Annotated in this window: 31 protein-coding genes and 2 pseudogenes; 26 read left to right on the top strand and 7 right to left on the bottom strand. The window is 56.8% G+C overall.

Annotated features, from left to right (window positions below):
• The 8 genes and pseudogenes from MUB52_RS19020 to MUB52_RS18985 all read left to right on the top strand — a co-directional run bounded on the left by MUB52_RS19020 (window position 1) and on the right by MUB52_RS18985 (window position 5,143).
• Window positions 1-711, top strand: a complete 711-nt coding sequence (locus tag MUB52_RS19020; RefSeq protein WP_263845731.1) for an ABC transporter ATP-binding protein — start codon at window positions 1-3, stop codon at window positions 709-711.
• The gene (locus MUB52_RS19015; RefSeq protein WP_318527447.1) at window positions 708-1,121 is read left to right on the top strand and encodes a hypothetical protein; all 414 of its coding nucleotides are present in this window, start codon (window positions 708-710) and stop codon (window positions 1,119-1,121) included. The genes MUB52_RS19020 and MUB52_RS19015 overlap by 4 nt, the downstream gene beginning before the upstream one ends.
• 227 nt (window positions 1,122-1,348) lie before the next feature.
• Entirely contained in the window at window positions 1,349-1,579 is a 231-nt protein-coding gene (locus MUB52_RS19010) for a DUF1858 domain-containing protein (RefSeq protein WP_093994224.1), read from the top strand.
• A gap of 54 nt (window positions 1,580-1,633) precedes the next feature.
• Window positions 1,634-2,131 carry a hypothetical protein gene (locus tag MUB52_RS19005; protein WP_263845730.1) on the top strand — a complete coding sequence of 166 codons (498 nt, stop codon included), beginning with the start codon at window positions 1,634-1,636 and terminating at the stop codon, window positions 2,129-2,131.
• Window positions 2,132-2,333: 202 nt separating this feature from the next.
• Window positions 2,334-2,663 (top strand): annotated as a pseudogene (locus tag MUB52_RS19000) (transposase); the annotation flags it as partial.
• Window positions 2,664-2,735: 72 nt separating this feature from the next.
• On the top strand, window positions 2,736-3,947 hold the full coding sequence (locus MUB52_RS18995; RefSeq protein WP_263845729.1) for an IS256 family transposase: 1,212 nt from the start codon (window positions 2,736-2,738) through the stop codon (window positions 3,945-3,947).
• A gap of 33 nt (window positions 3,948-3,980) precedes the next feature.
• A pseudogene (locus MUB52_RS18990) lies at window positions 3,981-4,670 on the top strand (IS30 family transposase); the annotation flags it as partial.
• Window positions 4,671-4,930: 260 nt separating this feature from the next.
• The gene (locus tag MUB52_RS18985) at window positions 4,931-5,143 is read left to right on the top strand and encodes a helix-turn-helix domain-containing protein (protein ID WP_044025801.1); all 213 of its coding nucleotides are present in this window, start codon (window positions 4,931-4,933) and stop codon (window positions 5,141-5,143) included.
• Between the two features lie 232 nt (window positions 5,144-5,375).
• On the opposite strand, the gene MUB52_RS18980 is transcribed toward MUB52_RS18985, so the two are convergent.
• Complete coding sequence (locus MUB52_RS18980; protein ID WP_263845728.1) at window positions 5,376-5,624, bottom strand: hypothetical protein; 249 nt, start codon at window positions 5,622-5,624, stop codon at window positions 5,376-5,378.
• A 158-nt stretch (window positions 5,625-5,782) separates the two neighbouring features.
• Between MUB52_RS18980 and MUB52_RS18975 the strand changes: the two genes are divergently transcribed.
• Together MUB52_RS18975 and MUB52_RS18970 are read left to right on the top strand one after the other, a co-directional pair.
• Window positions 5,783-6,247, top strand: a complete 465-nt coding sequence (locus MUB52_RS18975; protein WP_072779850.1) for a helix-turn-helix domain-containing protein — start codon at window positions 5,783-5,785, stop codon at window positions 6,245-6,247.
• Entirely contained in the window at window positions 6,244-6,822 is a 579-nt protein-coding gene (locus MUB52_RS18970; protein WP_263845727.1) for a PIN domain-containing protein, read from the top strand. Before MUB52_RS18975 ends, MUB52_RS18970 begins: the two co-directional genes overlap by 4 nt.
• 15 nt (window positions 6,823-6,837) lie before the next feature.
• Here MUB52_RS18970 and MUB52_RS18965 read toward each other — a convergent pair whose 3' ends face one another.
• On the bottom strand, window positions 6,838-7,416 hold the full coding sequence (locus tag MUB52_RS18965) for a hypothetical protein (RefSeq protein WP_263845726.1): 579 nt from the start codon (window positions 7,414-7,416) through the stop codon (window positions 6,838-6,840).
• A 128-nt stretch (window positions 7,417-7,544) separates the two neighbouring features.
• On the opposite strand from MUB52_RS18965, the gene MUB52_RS18960 reads away from it, so the two are divergent.
• From MUB52_RS18960 to MUB52_RS18885, 16 genes are all read left to right on the top strand, one after another.
• Window positions 7,545-7,901 carry a hypothetical protein gene (locus tag MUB52_RS18960; protein ID WP_318527446.1) on the top strand — a complete coding sequence of 119 codons (357 nt, stop codon included), beginning with the start codon at window positions 7,545-7,547 and terminating at the stop codon, window positions 7,899-7,901.
• Between the two features lie 67 nt (window positions 7,902-7,968).
• Window positions 7,969-8,466, top strand: a complete 498-nt coding sequence (locus MUB52_RS18955) for a lytic transglycosylase domain-containing protein (RefSeq protein ID WP_263845725.1) — start codon at window positions 7,969-7,971, stop codon at window positions 8,464-8,466.
• 21 nt (window positions 8,467-8,487) lie between these two features.
• A complete protein-coding gene (locus tag MUB52_RS18950; protein WP_013959853.1) occupies window positions 8,488-8,769 on the top strand; it encodes a TrbC/VirB2 family protein in 282 nt (93 codons plus the stop codon).
• On the top strand, window positions 8,769-9,047 hold the full coding sequence (locus MUB52_RS18945) for a type IV secretion system protein VirB3 (RefSeq protein ID WP_013959852.1): 279 nt from the start codon (window positions 8,769-8,771) through the stop codon (window positions 9,045-9,047). Before MUB52_RS18950 ends, MUB52_RS18945 begins: the two co-directional genes overlap by 1 nt.
• A complete protein-coding gene (locus tag MUB52_RS18940) occupies window positions 9,037-11,418 on the top strand; it encodes a VirB4 family type IV secretion/conjugal transfer ATPase (RefSeq protein WP_404818251.1) in 2,382 nt (793 codons plus the stop codon). Before MUB52_RS18945 ends, MUB52_RS18940 begins: the two co-directional genes overlap by 11 nt.
• Window positions 11,409-11,594, top strand: coding sequence for a hypothetical protein (locus MUB52_RS18935; RefSeq protein ID WP_263845724.1), 186 nt, complete (start codon window positions 11,409-11,411; stop codon window positions 11,592-11,594). Before MUB52_RS18940 ends, MUB52_RS18935 begins: the two co-directional genes overlap by 10 nt.
• Complete coding sequence (locus MUB52_RS18930) at window positions 11,591-12,697, top strand: lytic transglycosylase domain-containing protein (RefSeq protein ID WP_318527445.1); 1,107 nt, start codon at window positions 11,591-11,593, stop codon at window positions 12,695-12,697. The genes MUB52_RS18935 and MUB52_RS18930 overlap by 4 nt, the downstream gene beginning before the upstream one ends.
• Complete coding sequence (locus MUB52_RS18925; RefSeq protein ID WP_263845723.1) at window positions 12,694-13,467, top strand: type IV secretion system protein; 774 nt, start codon at window positions 12,694-12,696, stop codon at window positions 13,465-13,467. Before MUB52_RS18930 ends, MUB52_RS18925 begins: the two co-directional genes overlap by 4 nt.
• A complete protein-coding gene (locus MUB52_RS18920; protein WP_263845722.1) occupies window positions 13,464-13,859 on the top strand; it encodes a hypothetical protein in 396 nt (131 codons plus the stop codon). The genes MUB52_RS18925 and MUB52_RS18920 overlap by 4 nt, the downstream gene beginning before the upstream one ends.
• Complete coding sequence (locus MUB52_RS18915; RefSeq protein ID WP_318527444.1) at window positions 13,859-14,872, top strand: type IV secretion system protein; 1,014 nt, start codon at window positions 13,859-13,861, stop codon at window positions 14,870-14,872. The genes MUB52_RS18920 and MUB52_RS18915 overlap by 1 nt, the downstream gene beginning before the upstream one ends.
• Window positions 14,869-15,534 carry a virB8 family protein gene (locus MUB52_RS18910; RefSeq protein ID WP_263845720.1) on the top strand — a complete coding sequence of 222 codons (666 nt, stop codon included), beginning with the start codon at window positions 14,869-14,871 and terminating at the stop codon, window positions 15,532-15,534. Before MUB52_RS18915 ends, MUB52_RS18910 begins: the two co-directional genes overlap by 4 nt.
• Window positions 15,535-15,537: 3 nt before the next feature.
• Complete coding sequence (locus MUB52_RS18905; protein WP_263845719.1) at window positions 15,538-16,269, top strand: TrbG/VirB9 family P-type conjugative transfer protein; 732 nt, start codon at window positions 15,538-15,540, stop codon at window positions 16,267-16,269.
• A 4-nt stretch (window positions 16,270-16,273) separates the two neighbouring features.
• A complete protein-coding gene (locus tag MUB52_RS18900; RefSeq protein ID WP_263845718.1) occupies window positions 16,274-17,695 on the top strand; it encodes a TrbI/VirB10 family protein in 1,422 nt (473 codons plus the stop codon).
• The gene (locus MUB52_RS18895; RefSeq protein ID WP_263845717.1) at window positions 17,692-18,678 is read left to right on the top strand and encodes an ATPase, T2SS/T4P/T4SS family; all 987 of its coding nucleotides are present in this window, start codon (window positions 17,692-17,694) and stop codon (window positions 18,676-18,678) included. Before MUB52_RS18900 ends, MUB52_RS18895 begins: the two co-directional genes overlap by 4 nt.
• A gap of 107 nt (window positions 18,679-18,785) precedes the next feature.
• Window positions 18,786-19,163, top strand: coding sequence for a hypothetical protein (locus tag MUB52_RS18890; protein WP_263845716.1), 378 nt, complete (start codon window positions 18,786-18,788; stop codon window positions 19,161-19,163).
• A gap of 84 nt (window positions 19,164-19,247) precedes the next feature.
• Window positions 19,248-20,353, top strand: a protein-coding gene (locus MUB52_RS18885; protein ID WP_263845715.1) for an IS3 family transposase whose coding sequence is annotated in 2 segments (ribosomal slippage) — window positions 19,248-19,503 and window positions 19,503-20,353 — 1,107 coding nt in all. Because the reading frame shifts where the segments join, the coding sequence is not laid out codon by codon here.
• Window positions 20,354-20,483: 130 nt separating this feature from the next.
• On the opposite strand, the gene MUB52_RS18880 is transcribed toward MUB52_RS18885, so the two are convergent.
• The 5 genes from MUB52_RS18880 to MUB52_RS18860 form a co-directional block, all read right to left on the bottom strand.
• Window positions 20,484-21,029 carry an AAA family ATPase gene (locus tag MUB52_RS18880; RefSeq protein WP_263845714.1) on the bottom strand — a complete coding sequence of 182 codons (546 nt, stop codon included), beginning with the start codon at window positions 21,027-21,029 and terminating at the stop codon, window positions 20,484-20,486.
• Entirely contained in the window at window positions 21,026-21,541 is a 516-nt protein-coding gene (locus MUB52_RS18875) for a hypothetical protein (RefSeq protein WP_263845713.1), read from the bottom strand. Before MUB52_RS18875 ends, MUB52_RS18880 begins: the two co-directional genes overlap by 4 nt.
• 1,251 nt (window positions 21,542-22,792) lie before the next feature.
• On the bottom strand, window positions 22,793-23,815 hold the full coding sequence (locus tag MUB52_RS18870) for a hypothetical protein (protein ID WP_263845712.1): 1,023 nt from the start codon (window positions 23,813-23,815) through the stop codon (window positions 22,793-22,795).
• A 12-nt stretch (window positions 23,816-23,827) separates the two neighbouring features.
• Complete coding sequence (locus MUB52_RS18865) at window positions 23,828-24,412, bottom strand: DUF4186 domain-containing protein (RefSeq protein WP_263845711.1); 585 nt, start codon at window positions 24,410-24,412, stop codon at window positions 23,828-23,830.
• A gap of 1 nt (window position 24,413) precedes the next feature.
• The coding region (locus MUB52_RS18860) for a hypothetical protein (RefSeq protein WP_263845710.1) at window positions 24,414-25,461 on the bottom strand (1,048 nt) is incomplete at its 5' end.

The following is a 25,461-nucleotide window of genomic DNA, read 5'->3' as shown; positions in this document are numbered from 1 at the left end:
ATGGATGACGCGCGCCAGCCCCTGATCGAGATCGCCGGCGTCTCCAAGCATTTTGGCGAGGGCGAGGCGCGCGTCGATGCGCTGCGCGACATTGACCTGACCGTACGCCGTGGCGAGGTCGTGGCCCTGCTGGGCCCGTCGGGGTCGGGCAAGACCACACTGCTCAACGTTATCGGCTGCATCATCGCGCCGACCGTAGGCCGGGTGACACTGGACGGCGAACTGGTCTATGACAACCGCGCCCTGCGCGGCGATCTGCGCCGCCTGCGGCTCGACAAGATCGGCTTCATCTTCCAGTTCCACAACCTGCTTCCGTTTCTCAACGCCCGTGACAATGTCGCCTTGGTGTTGACGCTGGCGGGTCGATCGTCTGTGGAGGCTCAAGAGCGGGCTGTGGAGTTGCTCGATTATCTTGAAGTAGGCCATCGCAAGGACGCCATGCCGGCACTTCTGTCGGGAGGTGAAGCGCAACGCGTGGCTATCGCGCGCGCGCTCGCGAACAGTCCGCGCATCATCCTTGCGGACGAGCCTACGGCGGCGCTGGACAGCAAACGCGCGGGGATCGTGATGGATCTTCTGCGCAAACTGGCTGCCGAACAGGATGCCTGCATTGTCGCCGTCACCCATGACGAAAAGATCTACGACCGCTTCGACCGGTTGTTTCACCTGCGCGATGGAGTTTTGGAAGATCAAGAGGAGGAAGTGTCGTGAAGAACCTTTCAAACAGAAATTGGCCAATGAAAACTGCTGCAGGCGTCGCCATTGTCTTTGGAGTTCTGACGATACTGTCCGGTGGCCGAGTGCTTTTCGGTGGTGAAGCTGCGCAGGCAGCAGCTGGCAACGCGGTTTACTTCGTATTGTGGTTCAATTTTCTATCGGGGTTTGTCTATGTTCTGGCTGGCGTTGGGATAGCGATGTTGCGTCGCTGGGCGGTTTGGATCGCTATCACAATAGCTGTCTCGATCGCGGCTGTGTTCGCACTTTTTGGTCTGCACATCTATGGGGGTGGAGCCTTCGAGATGCGCACGGTGGGCGCGATGACCTTGCGCCTCATCGTTTGGGTGGCCATTGCCATCATCGCAGGCAGGGCCATTCTTGCTAAACAACACATCGCAGAGTGAATTAAGTTCATTCGCTTCAACGCTTGGTGCCCGGTGTTAGGTGAACTGGCTCCATGCATGTTGCTGCAAAAGCGCAATCGATCTTGGGAATGCTAAAGCTACGGCGGGAACACCCGCATCTTCCGAGCTAAGGTTTGAAATATGCTTGTGACAGCGAGTTTGTGCTAGCGCAAAGACGCTGCGACCGATTCCGTTAGGATGAAAGTTTAGGCACTCGTGAGGCTGATATGCAAAGGCCCAAATGTGACGACCTGAATGATCTCTCGCTATGCGCGCTGATGACGCAATGGCCGCAAACAATTCCAGTTTTCATTAAGTATAAAATGTTGTGCGTCGGTTGCATGGTGAGTTCTTTTCACACGGTCGAAGACGCCAGCAAAGAACATGGCGTTGACGATGCACTTTTTAAGGCTGACCTTCGCAAATGTATGGGGTGTCAGAAAACGCCAGAAATCTAACCACGTCACCGAGGCCTCGAACTGCTTGGAATAATCGTGGCAAGACTTTGAAACATGACGAGTCAGGTAAATGCAGACTATGGCTCTGCTTCAATGAGGCGCAAGGTAAATGGCGATGCAAGAATTTCGCAAAAAGGAAAGATCTTGGGTGTGACAAAAACTAGCATTCTGATCTTTGCACTTGTAGCTAGTGCTGGGCCATTGCTTGCCGACACGGTTTGTCGGTTGGAGCTTCAGGAACGAGGTGGCCCACAGTTGATGGCAACACTCACAATGACTGATGCAACCGCAACTATTGAGTATGAACCTCATACCGGATTTCTCTACCCGTTCACCTTCGATTGTTCTTCTATTGAAAAATTGATCTGTGTGACCGTCAATCGGTGGTCTCTACATGCAATATCCTTTGAGTATCCTTCATACGCAATTACGCTTTCAGTGCTCGATAGAGAAGCGTATGGCACTGCGGCGACAAATACCAAAATCAGATTATGGAGGATCATTAACTGTGTCGGTGACACTGAGTTTGACTGGCTCAGTCGGAGACCATAGCGTTACAATCCGCAGTTTGCGGGCCTGTGCTTCGGGTGCCAGAGTTGCCGTTTGATGTGCGACGGTAGACGTAGTCCAGAACAGTGCATTTAAATTAGAATGAACATAATAAACCTTATCGGACTCAGAACACTGTAGCGGTGGATTCACAAACGAAGTGCAAATTCTGTATTAAAACAGAACGTTGCATGGAGTACGAAGAATGGGAACCCACTACTCTCACCTGAGACTGGATGAACGCCGCAAGCTGGCTAGCTGGCTTGGGGCCAAAATGCCAATTGCCGAGATAGCAGATCGGTTGGGCCGTGACGCTTCAACCATCTACCGCGATATCAAACGGAACCAGTACACGGACACCGAATTGCCGGAGCTGAACGGCTATCACGCGCTTGTCGCTCAGAACAAATATGAGGCGCGCCGTGCGATCCATCGGAAGATGATCGTGCATCCAGAACTGAAGGAAGCCATCGAAGATCGACTGAAGGCCGGATGGTCTCCTGAACAGATAGCGGGACGCATGCGGCTAGAACGGATAACGTAAAGAGTTTTTCGCACAATTGACCGTGATGACGGCTCCTTTCACACTGTCCGAGAGGAGCAAAGAATGGATGAGAATGAGAAGCCCAAACCGATTGGGCAAGTGATACAGATCGACGAGGCGCGCATTCGCGATCACCTTGGGGAGATGGTGCGCGGCACCGTCGAGGAGGCCTTGAACGCGATGTTTGATGCGGAAGCCGACCGTTTGTGCGGCGCGAGCAAGTATGAGCGGAACGAGGGTCGCAAAGACACCCGCGCCGGTAGCTACGAGCGGTCGCTGGACACGAAGGCCGGACCGGTGAAGCTGAAGATGCCGAAGCTGCGCAAGCAGACCTTCGAGACGGCCATCATCGAGCGGTATAAACGCCGCGAGAGCAGCGTGGAAGAGGCCATGATCGAGATGTATCTCGCCGGCGTTTCAGTCCGCCGCGTCGAGGACATCACCGAGGCGCTCTGGGGCACGCGTGTCAGCCCGGGCACAGTGAGCAATCTCAACAAGAAGATTTACGCCAAGATAGACGAATGGCGGCACCGGCCGATCGAGGGGGATCACCCGTACGTCTTCTTGGATGGCATCGTGATGAAGCGCTCATGGGCGGGCGAGGTGCGCAACGTCTCTCTTCTGGTGGCTATCGGCGTCACCACGGACGGCTATCGGGAGATTCTGGGCATCATGGAAGGCCCTAAGGAAGACAAGTCGGGCTGGTCGGCATTCCTGCGGCACCTCGTGGATCGCGGCCTGTCAGGCGTGCAACTCGTCGTCTCTGACGCCTGCCGCGGGCTCGTGGAGAGTGCTGCCGAGTTTCTGTCGGACGCCCGGTGGCAACGCTGCGTGGTGCACTTTTACCGGAACGTCTTCGGCCTCGTGCCTTCTGGCAAGGTACGGGACGTGTCGAAGATGCTGAAAGCCATCCACGCCCAGGAGGACCGCAAGGCCGCGGCTGAGAAGATGCAGGCGGTGATCGCCGATCTGCGCGCCATGAAGCTGGCCAAGGCCGCCGAACTGCTCGAAAAGCACGGCCACGAGACGCTGGCGTACTACGGCTTCCCCGACAGCCATTGGATCAAGCTCAGGACCAACAACCCACTCGAACGGATCATGCGTGAGATCAGACGACGCACACGCGTCGTTGGCGCATTCCCGGATGGAAAGTCCTGCCTGAACCTGGCCGCGGCGCGCCTGCGCCACATCGCAGGGACACATTGGTCGACCCGCAAGTACATGAACATGACCCCGCTATTCGCGGATCAAACCCAAGGAGCCGTCGTCGCGTGAAAATCAAAAGTGCGAAAGATCTTTGACACTACCCTAGAACGACATCCGATCCGCGTCAGTCACGAGACAATCTATCGTTTCGCTTACTCCAAGGACGGTCGCGAGGAGCAGTTCTACCGGCACCTGCCCGAGCATCGCCGTCGCCGAAGGCCGCGTGGTTACCGTAGGCAAAACAGAACCCGCATCTTCGACACGCAAAGCCTGTCCCATAGACCCGAGCGTATCTCTGAACGCGCTGAGTTCGGCCACTGGGAATGCGATTTGATGATGTTCCGCAAAGAGCATGGGAAGGTGAATGTCACGTCCCTGGTCGAGCGTGTCAGCCGCTATGCTGTCGTCATGCGCAACGAGGATCGCCAATCCAAACCGATCATGGAGGCGTTGATCCAAGGCCTGGCCCCCCTGCCCGCTGATGCGCGTCAATCGATCACCTTCGACCGCGGCACCGAGTTCTCGGCCTGGAAACATCTCAAGGCCGGGATCGGCGCGGATGCATGGTTTTGTGATCCGCAAGCGCCTTACCAGAAAGGCACGGTCGAGAACACGAACAACAGGCTACGGAAGTACCTCCCCAGATCAACCACACCGACAGCGCTGACAAATCGATATTTGAGGTCGATTTGCCATCGCCTCAATTCTACGCCGCGCAAATGCCTCGGCTACCACACCCCGGCGGAGATCTTCGAAACCAAGCTGATGGAGATCCAGAACCGATTGGAGTAAAACGACATATCAGGAAGTGCACTTCAGCGAGAGTTCACATTGCGACGCACCCCTGCCTCAGCCGCGACGATGGGCAAAACTCTGCCCAACAGGACCACTCCGCCTCGCTGCATGAAGTCACCATGCTATCTTATTCAATCAAATGGCGAGCTTGATCGACACCTTTAGAAACAGAAAATCACACAGTATCAGCCGCTTCATCGTCGAATGTATAGTATATTGCGTGGTTAAATACGCCACATCATGGCCGAGCTTCGGTCATGAATTTGAAGGAACGAGTAGGTCTGAATCTTCAAGATGCCCGGCGCGCCAAGGGCATCAGCCAGGAGGAATTGGCGCATCGTGCAAGTGTGAACCGCGGCTATGTCGGCAAGATCGAAAACGCCAAGTATTCCGCTTCGCTGACAACGCTCGAAAAGATCGCCCAAGCTCTGAACATCGATCCTTCGGAACTTCTCAAACCCCGCAGCTAGGAGGCCGGACGACACCCTGCTCCGGGATGGCGGGTGGATGATCGTCCGCTCAAAGGCGTGCCCGTGCGCGAAGGCGTAGCAATCGTGAACGGGTCAGAACTTGTCGTCTGGCAAGAGCATCTCTGGAACACCGGCGACCGCACGCGGGTCTGGCTCGTAAGGCCCGAGGAGATTTGCGTAGTCAATATCATCGAAAGAGATATCGATCTCGATAGATCCGGACCCGCCTAGTCTAGCGCGCCTTGTTCGATTGCGAGAGAACCGTTCCTGCCAACGATTTCGTGTCACTGCTGTACTTTTCGCTTTGCAGGACCTTGGAGGCTTTGTCCTCCATCGCCGCCCCCGTCTGTTTACCAGTCCCGGACTGCGCCAGCGCCGATGCCGCTAGGCTCTTGGCGGTTGCGGAGGCGTTCGGGTCGCTTAGCGTGGCCGCTGCCTGCGATGCGACTTTGCGCGAGGTGCGTTTCGTGTTCTTGCCCATGATACTACTCCGTAAGGCGATTCTGTTCCTGTTTTGTTTACACTCGATGGCGCGACCTGTCTATCGAAATCGTTACACTTATTTCACTTATTCCGTTTATTTCTATTGCATGCGTGACTCCCTGGGTACATCTAAGGGGTGAATCGAGGAGAAAAACCATGGCCGATACCGCGGAAAGACCAGCCCAGAGCGGGCTTATGGAGCGCCCGCCGACCCCAGAAGAAATCGACAGTGCCGCGCATGCTGCGACAGCCATCGCCGTGGCTATGGAACTGGACGGAGGCTTGAAAGTCTCGGGAGAGAACGGAGATCCGGTCTCCATCGCGCCAGAGGTTGGAAAACTGATCATCGAACTGCTCGGCCATGTGAGCAATGGCAACATGGTCACGCTCGTTCCGGTCGGCACCATGCTCACAACCCAAGAGGCCGCCGACATGCTGAACGTGTCCCGCCCTCATCTCACGAAGTTGCTCAAGGAGGGGAAGATCCGATTTGAAGAGGTCGGCAAGCACCGGCGCGTGCCTCTGACGGCGCTCATGCAATACCGGGAAGAGAAAGAGCGGCGCCAGGAGCAGGCGATGCGCGACCTTGCGCGATTGGGTCAGGAGTTCGACAACGCATGAGCTTTGTGGCCAACCCCTTCGTGGTTGTCCTCGATGCCAACGTCCTGTTTCCGTTCCGGGTTCGGGACGTCCTCTTGACGTTCACACAAGAAGGCCTGTTTCGGGCCAGGGTCACCGATGAGATTCTCGACGAATGGACACGCAACCTGATCGCGCTCAAACCACATCTCGAAGAGAGCATTCGCCAGCAGGAAGCCGCGATCAGAGAGACCTTCGAAGAATGCTTCGTGACCGGATACCAGCCCTTGATTGCTGGTCTGGACCTGCCGGACCCGGACGACAGACACGTTCTCGCGGCAGCGATCCGATGCTCGGCACAGGTTATTGTGACAGAAAACCATCGAGACTTCCCAAGCGAAATTCTCGACGACTATGGCGTCGAAACGCTCGGCGCGGATGACATGCTCGCCAATACCTACGACCTGTATCCATCCGGCGGCGCACGTGCACTCCGCCGCGTGAGAAAAAGGTATGAAAACCCGCCGATGACGCCGTCCAAGTTCCTGCTCGACCTGACCCGGCATGGCCTGTCGAAACTGGCGGCGCAAGCCCGTGCCGATATTGAATACCTGTAGTTACCGAACGAAGCCTCAGTATCTGACCCAATCGGTGTAATCCATGGCGCCGTCGTAATCGCCATACTCCATCATGACGGCCCTGCTGTAGAAGGCCCAAAGCCCACCCGAACCGGGTGTCGGGATGTCCTGGCCGTTTTCCGACGCGAACGAAGCCGGCCAAGGCGAATGTGAGCCATAGACGCGCACGATGTAATGACAGTTCTTGTTTTCATGATCGCAGGATCTGATGGACCAGTCCCACTGACGTGGCTCATCGCGCGGCTCATAAGATCGACCGCGCCACCAAAGCACGCGCGTTCGGCGTAGCCATTCGTAGTCCGCTGTCGAAATATCGAGAGCATCCTCTCCACCCGGTCCACCCAAAGCGACCGGAACGGCAGCATAGGTGCAGACCCCAAAGGGTGGCCGGCTCGGCCAGGGCGTAATCCGCCGGATCATTTCGGCATAGGCGGCGGAACACACAGCACTCGATGGAAACCCACCGGCCATACAGAGCATGATGGCGCAATCCATATCGTAGGCATGGGCTTGCTGGGCGTCGACCGTCAGCCCGGCTGCCAAAGCCAGTGACGCAAGGCGGGTGTGTTTCATATCGGCCTCCTGAAGTGATTAGGCCAATTCTCGCTCAAAATACGTATTGCGCAATATTATATATTGCAGAGTGATGGCTTTCTGCGGAATGCTGCCGATAGTAGAAGGACTCCCAGTGGGGGAGTCCGGTGCCGATCGCAAGAGACCAAATCTTGATTACTATTGATGGGGTGAAGGACCTCATCGGGTCGGGAGTCGACTTCCGCTGTCGGTACGAGCTTGTCGAGTTCACGGACGATGGGAAGCCCCGCTATCAGTGTGTCTACCTGCGCGAAGGAGAGCCCGAGGCGATCCTGGTCTCGACACGGTTCGGACCCTACGGACCAGAACCCCGCCTCTTCAACATCTGGCCCGGCCTCTTCAAACATCACCACGAGTTCGGCGATGGTCGCACTCTGTGTTTTGACAGCGACTACTCTATCCCCTTCGACGCTCCTGGCGGAGGCGATGATCTTCGGAGCGGACGGAAGCGTCAGAACAACTGACGGCTGGACGGTTCACGGCCAGGTAGACAAGAACCCCCCGCCCACACACTCGCAAAGCTTTGCAACCATGGCCCCGTCGGATGTGCTGGCGGCCATTCATGCGACAGCTTCAAGACATGAACGCAACCGAGCCCTTCGAGCACTCGAGATCAGCTCCGATGACTGGCTGGCTCTGTTCCGCGCCTTGATCGAAGCTGAAAGCGCTTATCGCCCTGACGCCATCAGTGACAAAGGCGCTTATGGTCTCGGCCAACTCATGGCCGCCACCGCACACGACCTTGGCGTAGACAGAACCGATATCGCGCAGAACCTCGACGGGTCAGCACGGTACCTTTTGGCGCAGCTGGCATCCTTCAACGACATCGACCTTGCGCTGGCGGCCTACAACGCCGGTCCGCATCGCGTCGTAGAATACGGGGGCGTGCCGCCCTTCACGGAAACACGCGACTACATCGCCCGGGTGCATCGCATCCGAGCGCGCCTTTCCGGCGCAGCCACGCAAGACCTGACCGGACCGACGATGCGCGACGCCACGCGTCCCGTCGTCGTGCTCGACCTGAAGTAAGACCTGAAACGAGGGAAACCGATGCGAAGATTGCCTCCAGGATACCTACCTCCAATCATTGGCCTTCTGGCCTTATGGGCCTCCCCTGCCCTCGCCCAGGACCTCTCGCCCATCCAGACAATGCTCGAGACAATCGAAGCGGCGCTCACCGGCCCAATCGGCATCGCGGTCGCGACGCTCGCCGTCATCGGCACCGGCTTCATGTGCATGATGGGGCGGCTCAACTGGGGATGGTTCGCCTCCGTGGTGATCGGGATCGTCCTGATCTTCTCCGCGGGCACCATCGTTGACGGGTTTACCTGATGGCCATGCGATCCCCTCTCTTTCTCGGGTTGGCCCGCCCACCGAAATATCTCGGCTTGCCGGTCGGATATCTCGTCGTGCTCACGCTTGGCGTGGTCCTGCCCTTTATCTGGACGAAGTCACCGGTCTTCTTTCTGGTCGGCGCGCTCGCCTATCCCGTCCTCTGGTTTGTTGCGGACAAGGAGCCGCATTTCTTCGAAGTCCTGCGCGTCTCCTACGGCACGGTGCGCGGCACGCGCAATCGAGCGCTTCACGGCGGAGACAGCTATGGCGCTTGACGGGATGAAATACGCAAAGCCCAGCCCGGCGGTCATTGAAACCAGCGGCACCGCCCTGGCACGCGAAAGCCATCTCGCCGAGCATTTGCCCTACATCGCCTTCGCCGAACCCGACGTCATGGTCTTGCGGGAGGGCGATCTGATGGCCACGCTCCGCCTCGAGGGACTTGCGGCACCGACGACACCGGACGTCGATCTCGATGCTATGAAACGCGCGGTCGCGGCGGTCATCGCGCAAACGGGCAATCTCTACGGCTTCTATGTCCATCGCATATTTGTCCCTCAGAAGCTCGCGATGCGTCCTGTACAAGGCGACGGCTTTGCAGCGGAGATCGACCGACGCTGGCAAGATTACATCGCGCAACTCGCGCCCAAAAAGCCGCAACTCTATCTCAGCATATTGCGACGTCCGGAGATCGGGGCACGGGTCCCACTGTTCAACGCTTTTGCCAAGCGAACCTGGATGAAAGACCGCGCGGGTCGCGCGCGGGAACTCGATGAAGTGGCCGGGTTTTTCGAGACTGCGCTTGCACCTGCAAAACCCGTTCGTCTCGACAACACCACCGGCGAATGGCTCGGGTTTCTTGCGACGCTGCTCACCGGCCAATACGCCCCGATTGCGCGACCAAACGCCCCCCTGCCCCTAGGCTACGCGCTTGGGTCCTGCCGAGCAACTTTTGACGGAGATACGGCTCGGATCACATGTGGCACGACGGGCGAGACACGGTATGGGGCTCTCTTCAGCATCAAGAGCTATCCCGCGCTTACGGATGTCTCTCTGTTTGACGGTCTCGACCTTCCGCTTGATATCGTGCTGACCAATTCCTTCACGCCGATCCCCACAAACATCATGGCAGAACGGATTCAACGGATCGTTCGGCAGATGCGTGCGGCCGATGACGCGGCAGTCTCCTTGCGGGATCAGCTCATGGAAGCGGCCGATGATCAGGAAGCCGGGCGCATTGCGTTCGGCGATCATCACCTGTCCATCGCCGTCTACGCGCCCGATCAACCGACGCTCGAACAGGCCGCAGCCGAGATCAAACGTCTGGGGCAGGAAATCATGGCCGTGATCGTACGAGAGAATATGGCTCTCAAGGCGACCTATTTTGGGCAGGCTCCCGGTAACTATGGCTACCGTGCTAGAAAGACACCGATCTCCACGATCAACTTTGCGGATTTCTCAGCGCTGCATGGATGCGTCGAAGGACGTTCGGATCGAGAGACGCCGTGGGGAGCGCGCGTGACAGTCTTCCCGACGACGGGCACCTGTGCCTACGGCCTCAATTTCCACGAACCCGGGTCGCCCGAGCGCGAACCGACCGTTGGCCATACGCTTGTTCTGGGTCGCACGGGCAGCGGCAAAACCCTCACGACCGCCTTTCTCGCCGCCCAAGCACAGCGGGTCGCCGCGCGGCTGTTTTTCTTCGACAAGGATCGCGGGCTCGAGATGGCGGTGCGCGCCCTGGGCGGTCACTACAATACGATCCTTGCCGGTATCCCGACGGGCCTCAACCCGCTGCAGACAGAGACGGATGAACGCGGACGGGCCTGGCTGTCGGAATGGCTGGCGACGCTTCTGGCGCGGGCGGGCGATCTGTCCGGAGAGCAGTCTCGGCACATTCAGAGCGCGGTGTCGCAAAATGCGGATGCCGGCCCCTCGCTGCAACGGTTTGTCTCGTTCCAGACCTTGTTCCAATCGCTCGACGACGATGGCGAGTTGCAGGCGCGTGTTGGGGAATGGGCACCGGGCGGTCGTTATGGCTGGGTCTTCGGTATGCCGCAGGAAAACGATGCCATGCACATGGACGGCGACATTGTCGGATTCGACATGACCGAGATCCTCGACATGTCGACCGAACGCATGGCCGTCCTGTCCTACATCCTGCGCCGGATCGAGCGGATCGTGGAAGATCGCCGACCGACAGTGATTGTTCTGGACGAAGCCTGGAAGCTTCTCGACGATCCCTATTTCGCGGCGAGGCTCGAGAACTGGCTCGTCACCCTCCGCAAGATGAACTGCGTCGTCGTGATGATGACCCAATACCCCAGTCAATTGCGAGAGGCTCGGGTTGGCAAGACCATCATCGAGACGGTATCGACGCAAATCCTGTTCCCCAACGAGCGGGCCACCCCTGCTGACTACGACTTCCTGCGCGTAAACGAAAAGGAAGCCGAGCTGTTGACAAGACCCACGGCAGGCCAGCGCATCGCGCTGGTGCGATCCGCGGGCGACAGCGTCTTTGTCGATGCTGACCTCTCCGCGCTTGGGCCGCTTCTTACCATTTTGGGGGGAGGTCGATCCGCTGAGGCGCAGCTTGGCAACAATTGGCGCAGCTCTCCTGAATTCTGGAGGCAGCTATGCGATTAGCTCTGATCTTTCTGGCGGCCATACTCACCGCCTGTGAACGCTACACCGATGCCACCTCGCCGTGCTTTGGTCGCGACGGCGCGCCTGCCGTGAGCCGGGCCAGCACAGAGGTACTCTCCTTTGCAGCGCAAGGCACCAAGGACTGCGACTTCGAAGCGATCGGGCGCGGCCCATGAAACCAGCGGCCTCTCTCATTGCCATTCTGGTCTGCTCGACGCCCCTCGCCCAAGCGCAAGGTGTGCCGACGCAAGACAACGCAGGGCTTGGGCAGCTTTTCACCATCCTCTCGAAACTGGGGGACGATATGGAGGCACAGCGCGACCAACTGAACACGGGCGAAACGCTCTCATCGGTTCAATCCGATCAGCTTCGGGTGCTGGAGGCGATGTCAGCCGCGCTCACCGGCCCGGGGCTCGACATTCGCGCGCTGGAAGGAAACGCGGACTTCCCTGCGGGCGATGTCTACCCCGTTGCCACCAATCATCCCATGGACAGCCGCCTCTTCGGGGAGGGACGCGAGACCGTCGAGATGATGATTGTGCGGGTGGCCGATGAATATGCCGGATCAGCGGGTGTGCGGCGGGCCGGTCTTTCGGCCACCCAGTGGCGCTGCCTTTTCCAGGCGCTGATCAAACAGGAAAGCCGGTTCAGCGTCACCGCGCAAAGCCCCGTGGGCGCCTACGGCCTGACACAGCTCATGCCGGGAACGGCGTCAGATATGGGTGTGGACCGCTACGATGTGATGGACAACCTCCGCGGCGGCGCGCGGTACATCACGACGCAACTCAACACCTTCGGAAACATCCCGTATGCACTTGCCGCCTATAATGCCGGACCGGGCCGGGTCCATGAATATGGCGGCGTGCCACCCTTTGCCGAAACCCAGGGCTATGTCCGGAATATCTCGCGGTTCTACAACGAATACCTCGCCGTTATTGGTGGGGCGGATGCGCTCGGCACGCTCTCGCCGTCGGACATGGCGCTTGCGGAGTACAGCAGCATCTCAGAAGCCAGTGTTTACTACGCCGCCGATAGCCACGCCACGACCGAGCAAGTCATCAATAGGCTCGCCGCGATCATCCGGCAGATCGACGAGACGCCGGATATCAAACGGGCCTTCGAGCTCAACACCTACGCCAAGGCCGAAATCGGCCGCATCCTCAACCTTCGCGTTCGTCTGATGGCTTCCAACCGTCAGCGCGAGGCAGCCCATGGCCAACATCTGGCTGCGGACCGGCTCTCTGAGCGCGACTTCATGCGCATGGGAGTCATCCGATGAAAGGAAAGACCTTCGGCACCGCCTTCGCCACGCTTCTCGCCGTCACGCCCGCAGATCAAGCCGATGCCCAGGGTGTCCCGACATTCGACAATTCGAACCTTCGACAATTGGTCTTACAGCTCGAACACATGGCGGAGGACCTGAATGTCCAGCTGCAACAGCTCGCGACGATGCGGCAGGAGTTGGAAACGCAATTGAGCCAGCTTCTGAACCTCGAGGGGCAACTGGCCTCTCTCATCGATGGCAATGAATTGGGCCAGCTTTTCGCGACCGTCGAAGAGTTCGAGAGGGTCCGCGGCAAGCTGACAGCACCACTCGCGACAGCTGAAGCCATTTCGAGCGGTGACTTTCTGAGCGGCTTTCGACCGGGGGCGGAGCTGGATGCTGCCGTTGAACGGGTTCTGTCCGGCAGCGGGTTCACCCAAGAGCGCCTGACATCCCTGGCGACCAGCGATGAGCCCGCAGACAATCGGATCGCGACGCAAGCCGGGTCCAGCGCCATGCTGTCGGTTGCCGCTCAGGAAAGCCATGTCGAAGCCGGGGAAAGCCTTGGCCGTCTTGAGACCATGGTGGGGTTGATCGACGACCAAGGCGGTCTGAAAGCCGCGGTCGATCTCAACACGCGCGTGACTGCCGAGCTCGGCATCATCCTCACGCAGATCTGGCGTTTGGAAGCGGCCGCCGGCGTCAATGGCGGGCAGTTGGGTGTTGTTGATGCCGCAACCCTCGCCGAGGAGCGAAAATTCCGCTCCATGGAGGTGCCGAAATGATCCAATTGACCCCCATTCTTCTGACCGCGTTTGCGCTGGTCTGCATGCCGCTGACATTGAGCGCTCAAACCTCCCAGGGCGGGTTCGAAACCATGGCGCAACCGACCGAAGACCAAACAGAATGCAAGGCTCCGCGGCCGCCAAAGGACCTCGCGGAAAGCGCATATATCCGCAACGGCTACCGCGCGATTTTGCGCATCATGGCCGCTGAAGCATGGAGAGAGACTGGCTCCTGTGACTGCCTTCTTACAGAGATTGAGTGGGATGAGGTCTTGGAGGCAGGGGAGGAATATCGCGTCTCGGACGATCCCAAACGCCCTTTCGACACTTCGGAACTAAGGGAACACGCTGATAAGCTATTGGCTGAACGGGACGCGGCCTGTTCTTCCTGATGGGTATCATACGAGACATACTCGAACAGGTCGATGAAGCTATCGACACTGTGGCCGAGTCCGGTTTTGCAGATGGCGCTGCCGTTGTTGGTGATGTTCTGTCGGTTGGCGGAATAGTCTTGCTGATTATACTCGGCATATCAGTTGTCATGCAGCTGCGTCCGATGACCTTTGGCAGCGCATTTGCCTTTGGGCTCAAACTGTCCCTGATTTCTATTTTTGCCCAAAGCTGGGACAACTTTTCCGTCGTGTACCGCATTGCGGTCGATGTGCCAGATAGCATCGGGGCAGCAATACTAGACCTGACCGACACCGGTGACGAAGCAGGGGTCTACGAAAGCCTCGACAGCATGGTGAACCGGATCACCGCCTATGGTGACGCCATCGGCGACCGTGCGGGCTGGGTGTTTGGCGCAGTGCTCGGGGCGATTTTCTTCGTTCTGTCCGCCATCTTCGCAGCCGTCACCGCCGGGATCATCGCCTACGCGCGTATCGTTTTCACACTGATGATCGTCATCGCGCCGTTCATGATCCTGACGTCGCTCTTCAAACCGACCCAATCGCTTTTCGAAGCCTGGACACGGGCAACCATCGGCTATGCCTTGATGCCTGTGGCCGCTGCCGGAGCCGCCGGGATCATCGTCGCCATCGCTGAGTCTATTGGCGACGCCTCCGCCGACCCGGACAACGTCGAAACGGTCAGCCTGATCCTGCCGTTCCTCGTGATCTTGCTCCTTTCAGCTGGCGTGATGGCCGCCGTCCCGTTCATCGCATCCAACCTCACAGGTGTCATGGGCATCGCCTCGAATGCGATCGGCCTGACGGGATTGGCGCGACGCGGCGTGGTCAACGCTGGAGAGTATGGCGCGGGTGGTGCAGGACGCATCTTGACCGGCAGAACGCCGTACGAGCTACGACGCGAAGTGAGCGGTGCGGCCACGAAGAGCAACGAATTGATCCGTTGGACGCCTGCAGCCGCGCTCGCGCTGACAAAATCCTTTCGCAAGACATGACCCGCGCGGAGTTCGATCAGGACGCTTTCGAGGCCGACTTCATCTTTGGGCCACGCAGGCGCGAGCGTTTTGCCTACTTTGTCGCCGCTGCTGGTGTGATCATCGGTTTGGTCGGTTTCGTGGGAGCCGTTGCTTTGTTCCCGCTCAAGACGGTCGAGACCTTCGTGGTCGTCGTCGACAAGGAAACCGGCGAAATGGACCGTGTTGCCGCTGTCGAGGCGCTCAGCCTCGACGAAAGTGATGCGATCATTCAGGCCAATCTGGTCGCCTACGTGGATGATCGCGAAACCTACGACCTGACCGACGGTGAAGAACGGATCAATTCGGTCCTTCAAAGATCCGACGAAGACGCCGCGCGCACGCTTCGCGATCTTTGGTCTTCGACCAATCCTGACTATCCGATCTCGGTCTATGGACGGGACGCGAAGATCGACGTGGTCATTCGGTCTGTGAACCAGGTCGAACCCGGGGTGGCGCAGGTGCGGTTCACGAAGACACTTCGAAAACCGCGTGACAACAGGACTGTGACACGGCCCTACGTCGCCACGCTGCGCTACGAGTTTCGCCCGGAAACCCGTCAGCGGTTGCAGCAGGTCTGGGCCAACCCGCTCGGGTTTGTCGTCACGTCTTATCGTGTCGACGCCGAAACGTTGGAGAACTGAGTGATGAAGCTGCGCACCGCCCTGCCCTGTTTGCTTTTGGCTCTTGCACCTTCTCAAGTGCTTTCGGAAGCGACGCCTCAGGGTGGGCCGAAAGATATCCGCATACGGTATGCGGTCTACGACGAGCAACAGGTGTTCCGTATCGAGACGGATCTGCGGCACTCGACCACGATCCAGTTTGGCGACGGGGAGCGGTTCGAAGCTGTGATCGTGGGAGACACCGAAAGTTTTCAGGTCGATCCAATCCCCGAGCTTGGCAATGTGCTGACGATCAAGCCGCATGTCCAAAATGCCTCGACCAACATGACCGTGATCACCAACCGTCGCAGCTATGCATTCCATCTCCGGGAAGGCTCGATTCCAGGTCGCACGGGCATGTTCTTCGAAGTGCGGTTCCGCTACCTGGGCGAAGAGCGCCTTGCCACACTGACGAACGCACGGCCCAAAGGGTTCGAGGCGCCGCGCAACTACAACTACAAGATCGCCGGCGAAGGCGACTTTCGCCCGGCCACGGTCTACGACGACGGTCGGTTCACCTACTTCAGTTTTCCCGAAAGCGGACGGCAACCCGCGATCTTCAAGGCTGACAACCGCGGTCGCGAGCGCACGGTCAATTGGACCCAGAACGGCAACACCGTCCGCGTCTCCGGTGTCAACGACTTCTGGACACTGCGGCTGGGTGAAGAAGCGCTCTGCATCTACCGAGACACCTCCGCGATATACGTGAGCAACTGAACCCATGTCGGATGATCCCAACCTGAAGAACCGGCTGGATACATTCAGCAAGGCAAAACGCTCCAAACCCAGATCGGGATTCGGTGTCACTGCCCTGGCGCTCGCTCTCGGCCTCGCCGGTGCGGGCGTTGCGTATTTCCTGGCGACTGACTGGCAAGCAGATCCAGACCAACTAGAGACTTCGGATGTCGAGCCGTTTCAGAATGACGGTATCTCAAATGGTGGTCGGCTGGAATTTCCTGCCGATGAAGCGGACCAGCGCGTGAACGATGCCCTTATCGCTGTGGAAGAAGCCCTTGAGGCCCCCGAGCTGATCCCGCCCGCGGCTGAGCCAAGCGTAGAAATCCTCGCCGAACTGGCTGAGCTTCGCGAAGCACTCGCCGTTACTCAAGCCGAGCGAAACGCCGAGATTCAGTCAGCCGTTACCGAACTGCGCAGTGCCTTCGCAGATCAAGCACAAGCCCTCGAAGCCGCTGTCGCAGATCGAGATGAACAACTCGCGGCCCTGGAACGCGACAGCGAGACCCGGCTGAACTCTCTTCAGAGTCTTCTGGAGGCAGAACGCGCGCAACGCGAAGCCCTTGAAGCGGAACGCGCCAATGACGCCCTGATCCGCGACCAACAGCTTTTAGAGGAACGTCGCAGACAGGAAGAGGAGCAAAAGCGCCGAGAAGCCGAACAGCAGGCCGAACAACTATTGAGGGCCCAGATCCAGTCTCCTGCCGTAGTCTATTCGACAGGATCATCGGTCTCGACACCAAACGCCAGCGGCCTGCAGAACGGCGCGCCAGGCGCAGATATCCCACTGAATGAAAACGAAGCCTATCTAAGAGGCGCGGCGCGGCCGCTTGAAATCGATGAGGCGGCGCAGATGGAGCGACCCGAACGCACTCTCGCGCAAGGGTCCGTCATACAGGCGGCACTGCAAACGGCCATCAACAGTGATCTGCCCGGAAACGTTGTCGCGGTCGTCGCGGAACCTGTCTACGCGTTCTCCGGCGACGCAGTACTGATCCCGCGAGGCTCGCGGTTGTTCGGGCAATATCGATCTGGTGTGGAAGTGAACCAGAAGCGCATCCTCATTCTATGGACGCGCGTCCTCACGCCGGACGGTACATCCATGCAGATCGCCTCAGTCGGGGGTGATCGACTCGGACGCTCCGGCCTGACCGGTTTGGTGGATACGAAGTTCGACGAACGCTTTGGAGGAGCTGCTCTGATATCGATTATCGGCGCGGCCCCCACAGTCGCCGCCAATTCCACGGAAGACGAAGTGACCCGCGAGGTTCTGGAGGAGGTCGGCAATGATCTCGAAGACGCGACAAGTTCGGTGATCGCCGATCAGGTCTCGATCTCGCCAACCATCTACGTCGATCAGGGGGCCATGGTAACCGTACTGGTCGATAGGGACGTTGTGATCTATTGAGCGAAGCGTCCCTCCCCTCCTCGTATCTCGAGCAATACCTAGAACCCTATCGCGATTTGATCCTGAAGGACGACATCATTGAGTTGGCGATCAACCCGGATGGTAATGTCTGGATCGAACGCCAAGGTGCACACGCCATGGAGAGAATTGACCGCACTGTCGAGGTGGCCGCAGCAGCAAATCTGGCTGCCACATTGGTTGGTGATGCGCGCGCGCGAGTGTCGCAGAAGTCGCCTTTAGTTTCAGGTAAGATCGACTACCTTGAGCGCCCGCTACGCATCCAGGTTGTTGTGCCACCAGCAGTAGAACACGGCGCGGCGATCTCCATTCGGCTATTTGGCGTTGGTGGCCAGACAACCTTCGATCCTGAGTATCTGTTCGGGGAGCCGGTCTCGCTCGATGATCGGCGGCAATCGAGACTCTTAGAAGTCGAGGAAATTGCAAAGAGCGACCTCTCCAGAGCCTTGTCTTCCCTCGTCCGCCATCGCTTGAATCTTTTGGTCAGCGGCGGGACGTCCACCGGCAAAACCACATTCGCAAGGCATCTGCTGAAATCGGTTCCGGACGACGAGAGGCTCATCACCATTGAAGACGCCTTCGAGCTTTTCCCTGGTCAGCCAAACACTGTTTGCCTGTTGTCTGAGCGTGTTCCGACATCTCAGCGGTCAACAAGTGCTCTGCTACAGGCGAGTTTGCGCATGCGCCCGGATCGCATCGTTGTGGGCGAGTTGCGCGGTGCTGAAGCGCTGACATATCTGGAAGCCATCAACACGGGTCACGGCGGATCGGTGACAACAATCCACGCCGAAACCGCTGAGCTTGCGATAGACCGGTTGGCGATTATGGTCTTGCAGGCCGGGACACCTTTGACCTTCGCCGAGGTACAGAGCTACATCCGACGGTCGATAGATGTCATTGTTCAGCTAGGACGCGACAGCGGTAAACGCGGCGTCTCAGAGGTCCTGGTTGTTGGGACACGCTGACGGCCCATTGCTGCCGTCCATCTCGGATCTCATCGCGGCAATGCAGCTTCCCCAAAGCAGACTTTGCATGTTACGTGAACACACCGACATGAATTGGAATGTGAGTGATGACGAAACTACCAGTGAAAGTGCTGCCAACCAACGACTCTGGTCGATTACTGGTACGATTGAGTGTTAAGTACCGGTCCGACATTCCGCGCTATGGCATTGCACGACTAACGAACCTCGAGAACAGAAAATTCGAACGTGTACTAGTTCTTGGCCACGATGATGATACCGCAATCTTCATGCCCTACGACATCAGAAAAGCTCTTGGGGTGGAGAAGGGTGCCGAATTACAGTTTTTGATCGAAGAAGTTTATTGGTTTAGCAAAATATTTTGGCTTTTGAATAGCCGTGACCCAGCGGTTCATGTTCCGGCATGGTTAGCGCTGGCATCTGTTTTGTTGGGTGCACTCGGTGTGGCAATAGCGTTCATTAGGTGACGGCCCATTTCAGACACTTTGACGTGCTCCCCTGAAAAGTCCTCGATTTGAGGTTAGCCTGTTCTCCAACTGAGGAGACATACGATGAAGAGAAGCCGTTTCAGCGAAGAACAGATCATTTGCATCTTGAAGGAGCATCAGGCTGGGCTTGGCGCGAAGGAGCTTTGCCGCAAGCACGGGATCAGCGACGCGACCTTTTACAAGTGGCGATCCAAGTATGGCGGCATGGAAGTGTCTGATGCGCGGCGGCTGAAAACGCTGGAATCTGAGAACGCCAAACTGAAGAAGATGCTGGCCGAGCAGATGATGGATGTGGCGACGCTCAAGGAAATGCTCGGAAAAAACTTCTGAGGCCTGGTTCAAGGAGGAATGCTGTGAACTGGGCCATGAAGACCAAGGGCTACAATCAGAGACGCGCCTGCGCGCTGGCAGGGATCGATCCGCGTGTGTATCGCCGGACGTCGAAGCGTCCGGCAGACACCGCGTTGCGCACCAGGATGAAAGAGTTGGCATCTGAACGGCGTCGGTTCGGCTATAGGCGGCTGCACATATTGCTGAAACGCGGAGGCTGGGAAGTGAACTGGAAGAAGCTGTATCGGCTCTACCGCGAAGAAGGGTTAACCGTTCGTAAACGGGGCGGACGCAAGCGCGCAGTCGGCACCCGGGCACCCATGGCGATTCCGCAAGGCCCAAACCAGAGATGGTCGCTCGACTTCATGTCGGACGCATTGGAGGACGGGCGCCGGTTCCGGGTATTGAATGTGATCGACGACTTCAGCCGTGAATGCCTGGCCGCTGTCGTGGATACATCAATTGGAGGTGCGCGTGTCGCTCGTGAGTTGGATCGCATCGCCGAGTTACGCGGTTACCCGTGCATAGTGGTCTCGGACAACGGCACGGAGCTGACGTCAAATGCGATGCTGAAATGGCAGGAAGACCGCCAAGTCGGCTGGCACTACATCGCGCCGGGTAAGCCAATGCAGAACGGCTTGGTCGAGAGCTTCAACGGGCGGATGCGGGAGGAATGCCTGAACGAACACCTGTTCCCGTCACTGCGCCATGCCTGCCGCATGATTGCGGCATGGCGCGCCGACTACAATCACCACCGCCCGCACTCGAGCCTCGACGGGCTCACTCCGTGGGAGTATCACCAACGGTCAAGAGAGGACCAAACCCTAAACAGGAGCTAACTGAAAAACGCGGACTCACAGGGGAGCACGTCAACTTGTTACAGTCAAAGATACTGAGGTGCAGCCCCCTACAAAAGACTTTGGCCGGCAATATCTGAATAGATTCTTTGGTACCGACAAGCGGGTTCCACTATCGTTGCGGTGTCTTCGTCGCCGAGATACATGCAGCAACCAAGGCCTCGATTGGCTCCTCCGCGTCCAGCACTAAGTCTGCAGCGAGCTTTAGGTCATTGCCGACATCAGTCTCAACAATGTGTTCCAGAGCTCCTTCCAAGCTGCTTAGTTCATCACCTCTCTCCAGGGCCCTTTCGGTCGCCAGAGTATCGACTACTTCCAAATGGATATGAAAAAGTTGACCTTTGAAGTGGTGTCTCATAGCGGAAAGAACGGAAGTGTGCCTTAGGCCGTCGACAACGACATTTGAGTTCGAATCCCAATTGTGAAATATGAGGGTGCTGCTCAGAAATGATTTGGGATCAGCTTCCACCTGCCTTTGTCCTTCGTCCTGAAGGTCTTTGCGTGACAGAGGATCACCACCTTTCGCAGAAACGGATGCTCGAACGTAGTCCCCGAAGCTAATTCTCTCAAATTTGAGGTGGCTTGCGACCAGCTTTGAGACAGCGCTCTTCCCACTCCCGATTTTTCCTGAAAACGCTATCACTACTACCTGACTCAAAACGCGAACTCCATTTGGTCGTCGTTAAGCGAAACCCACCCTCTTCGATCGCTCTTCGCAAAGGAAATCGGTACAAAATCAACCGTCTGCTCCATATGGATCAGGGACGCGTACCGAGCATCTTTCTTAGAGACCCAAAAGTCGTCATCGGCTAAGATCTTTGAACCATGGTCTGCCCTCATATCTTCTAATGAATGATGGGCAACAGAGAAAAATTCGCTATCAGCGACATATGTGAGTGCGGTGATTGGACCGCCAGTTTCCTTTACAAGCACGAGATCACCTCTCATGACCTGCCCAAACGGAGCACATCGAACTGTCGACAACCGGGTGTCGACCGTCTTTCTTCCTTCTATCACATGTTGCAAAAACGGCTCAGAAAAAATCGCAACATGAAGGCTAGCAGGTCTTGCGCCACGACGGATCTCGGACAGGAGTGGCCCCCAGAAAGAGTGGTTCCGCAACCGCTCTTCTAGCTCGCCGTATATTAGTGCGCTGCGGTCCAAATCCATCTCCGAAATGCTGTCTCTCTTCACCTCGCTCAATAGCTGACAAGCTCTCAAGATAACACTTCAACTTAGCGTAATGTTGGAATTTTGCGACGCTAGAATGACGACATGGGTCAGATCTGTCATCGCCAAGACAGGACAGGAAGTCACCCTGAAGCGCCGCAACAAGCTCATGGGGTCTATTACAACGAAAAACCCGGTTTCCTGAGGTCCAAACGTTAGCTTTTGCCCGACGTGCATCCCTTCTGCTCACCGTGGGTAGTACGTCGCCTGGGATGATGCTTTGAAGTTGAATTGTCTGGCAAGGAGCATCATATCGAGAAAGGTCAACAAACACACGCATACGACCGATACCTACTTCCACCCATGCACGTTCAACAGGTACTGGTGAGGGTACGTCATGCTGCCAAACAACCGATTTTTTGAAGGCGAGTAGATCAGCGGACCTCCAGTCTCCCGGCAGGGCCAAACCGGCCGCCTTTAGTGCATTCGCTTCAAAGAATGGCGTCTGGTATCTAGCAAAGCTTTGCGCCTCTGAAACCAGCGACAATCCACAACGATGCGCGAGCTGAAGCAGGCTTTTTCTGTGTGTGATTGAGGAGCGTCTGGCGCCTAACGGAGCGGCAACTAGGAAGACATGACCACCTTGGGTGCATGCCTTTGCTGCGAGCGGCAACATCTCGAGTATGCACTCGTCATACCAAGGAGGGTCCAAGACCACACTTCGGAACTCACGAACGCTAGATTGGCTTAGGCTATCGATTGTTTCGAGCGCTTGATTTCTAACCCGGCTCATCTGTGAAATTGAGCTTGTTATCGCATTTTTTTCTCCAAGAAATGTTGCATGTCCCGCGATGTTCATGTCCATGGCGGCCAATGCCAGTGTTGGAGTACCTAGCAGCAAGGTGCAGTCAGACGAACTTGCGCAGACCCCAAACGCCCTCATCAAGAGACTACGAGAAGTGTCTTTGTCAAACCGCCATTCATAGTTCAAAGGATGTGGTGGGGGTAAAACGTTATAGCTGGTGCTCTGCCGTGGCTGGTGCTTGGCCTGCTTGACTAACTTTGCTGCATTAGAGGCATTGATGTGCCCTCGTTTAGCGAGCCGCCGTATCGACCCAAGCGCCGCGGTTGGATAGACACCGGGCATTGATGCCAATATGTCAGTGAATTCCGAGGCTCCTCGGGAAATGCATTGCATAACCGAGAGATCAACTTTTTCATCGAACGATAGGCTCTCTATTGAGAAATGCTTCATCCTGCCCTACCCCGCAGCTCAACTTCATGGATTGGCCGTGAACGGTCTTCTTGAGTAAAACGCTTCGCAATTTCTTCGTTCCAAAACGAAATAGACTCCTCTTGGATGGCCAGGCTTCGTTCAAAATCATCATTCATCCTCGGTCCAACTGGGCCATAAACCCCGATTTGCAGGGGTATCACTCTGAGAGGCAAGTTGGGGTGCAGGTCTTGAAGCCGGTCGAAAAAAGTGCTCATTCGCGACGCTAAGTTCTCAGAACTGGCGTCTGTGACGGTGATGTAGCCATAAGTGTCCAATCCGAGGTCGAGTAGTCGGTCCATAACGCTGAACTGAAAGTCATACCCTTCGCCATGGGCATTCGTGTTGAACTTGAATGACGCTTCATCGATACCCTTGAAGCAACAGACCCTTCCGTAGTTTTTATAGCGCGCCATCTCCTCTAGTTGTGCAGTCGTCAGCTTCTCGAAAAGATAGTTGGTGCTCAGATTATCATCTGACCAGAGAAACGTTGTTTGCTCCAACCCTCGCGCTTCCAACTCCTCCATCATCCAAATAGACCACTCTGGGATCAGGTCTGGCGAGCCACCTGATAAATCAATGAGCCTTGGAGCGTCAGGTCCTTCCGTCTCATAGAGGTCCAGCAGCCTTGGAACGCTTAGCCATTCCGAGTGTTTTGGATTTGCGCTCAGCAGAGGATACGGCACAAAACAATACCAGCACCGCCACGGACATGCTGCATTCTGAAAGACTTGCGCTTCCAATGTTTTGGTCGCTAGCGGTAAGCCGAATGCATGAGCTGCAGGCACTATGGGTAGCGGATTGGAAGGCCAACCGTCGGAGGTGTCCGTCCTGAAATGGCGGACACGACCAAAACCATCACAGTTTGTTGGCGCACTGAGGTCGGGTTCTTGATCTGAACCGCTGAGCTTAGATACAAGAATGCTTCTAGACTCAATCTCGATGGACCTACTGCGCAAGTGGTCCGACGTGGCCGCCGTATCGATAACGCCGCGTTCCATCGAATACTTCTCCTATTGAGCCTTTTTCCGGATCGGCGGAACCTTCTGGGGCTCATCGGTAATGTCGTTTAGCCGATCCCGCAGACAGAGTTCGATAAGATCAGAGCAGTACTCCACCTCTTCATCTGTCAGATCGTGCTCTTTGGAGATATTATGCCAATAATTTAGACAGGTACGGCAGCATGTGGCGGTTGCGTGCTGCGCGTAGTAGATCGGGTTTCCATGAAATGGCGTTTGCTGCCCGTCTCGTGGGTTGCCCGACTTTGCAATACTTTTCCAGACTCTGTTCTCGATAGCTTCGCGAAGAAGGCCCCAACCTTTACGTTTGGCGTAGTTCAGGGCATGTTGATCGATCTGTGTATGGAAAAAGTGATGGCGGATTTTCTCGTTCCGGAGCGCAGCAAACGTGAAGTCTGCGTCGTCGATTGATCGCTGATGCAGGCGTGGCCAATCTACTAACTCGACCCCGCAAGAACGGCAGCTTCCTCTTTCCTCGTCCGACATCTGTCGTGTGGCCTTGAAGCAATGCAAATCATTCTCGCAATCACTATCTATACAGCTGATTTTGAGGGGTTCTAACTTTCCTAATGGTTTCATCCTACGTCCTTTCCAACGCGCGATCTAGAATTGACTGGTCAGTGGCATCTATCCCTTCGAACGAAAATCTTTCACAAAATACGTCTCGTGCTATTTCCCATGGGTCTTCACTACTGCGTTGAAGATTTGCTGCGGCTCCCCACCAGTTTATGCCTTGCATCTGAAGGCGGAATGCCAGGTAGTTTGCAAAGAGCCCAACATCGATATCATGTGCTTCAGCGACTTGAGAAACCAACGACTTTACCCGTCTTATGTCCCCATTGCTTTGATTGATTACTACTTGGGTCAGGTTTTCCGCCTGCCCCCGCAACGCAACCTCGCCGGCAAATTGGCTTGCTCGTATCTCTTCGTCGGATTCGCGACGTTCAACAGAAGTTTCCGCAGCCTCCAAAACTAAGAAATCCGTTTCCTCAGGCCTTTGCGACACATGGTAGAGCTCATGAAGCAAATCGAAGAGCCATCGGCCTGTATGTGGCGTCCTTTGCTTCATAACAACTACGTTTCGACCTTCCATCCGCCAGCATGCACCATGAAACTGACCACCGTCGCTAAGTGGCATGATCGGGATTCCCAAGTCCCAACAGAAGTTCAAAAGATTTCGAAAGTCGAGCTCTTGGTAGCTTGCGTGGTAGAGTTCCAAAAATGCATCCGGCTCATCAGGAACTGGGTTCAACGGGCCTTTGGGAGTTGCTTGAAGGACCAAACGTGCAAGATAAAATGCATAAGCTGCATACAAAGTGGTTTGGTCCGCGTTTCGGCGTGCGGGCATCTTGAATCGAGCCTGTGCACCAGCCAATGCTGGCACCGACAACGGTTGTGCGGACAGAAGTTGATCTTTGCCCCATCCAAATACTCGGCTTACAGCTTCGATTGATTTATCTACAACCGTTGGGGTCTCGTTGAGAGATCCTTTTTGCACCTGGTCGAACCTGCAAGCATCTGCAGAGCTAATGAGCTTCGAAGAAAGAAACGATGGCTCCAAGCCAGTTTGCATAAGTTTTCGGATGATACCGTCAAACGTCTCAGGCGCGTATGGCACTAAAATCTCA

The organism is Roseobacter sinensis (genome assembly GCF_025755255.1).
Lineage (GTDB): Bacteria > Pseudomonadota > Alphaproteobacteria > Rhodobacterales > Rhodobacteraceae > Roseobacter > Roseobacter sinensis.
The sequence above is the reverse complement of the archived record's forward strand: the minus strand, read 5'-3'. Positions and strand labels throughout refer to the sequence as shown.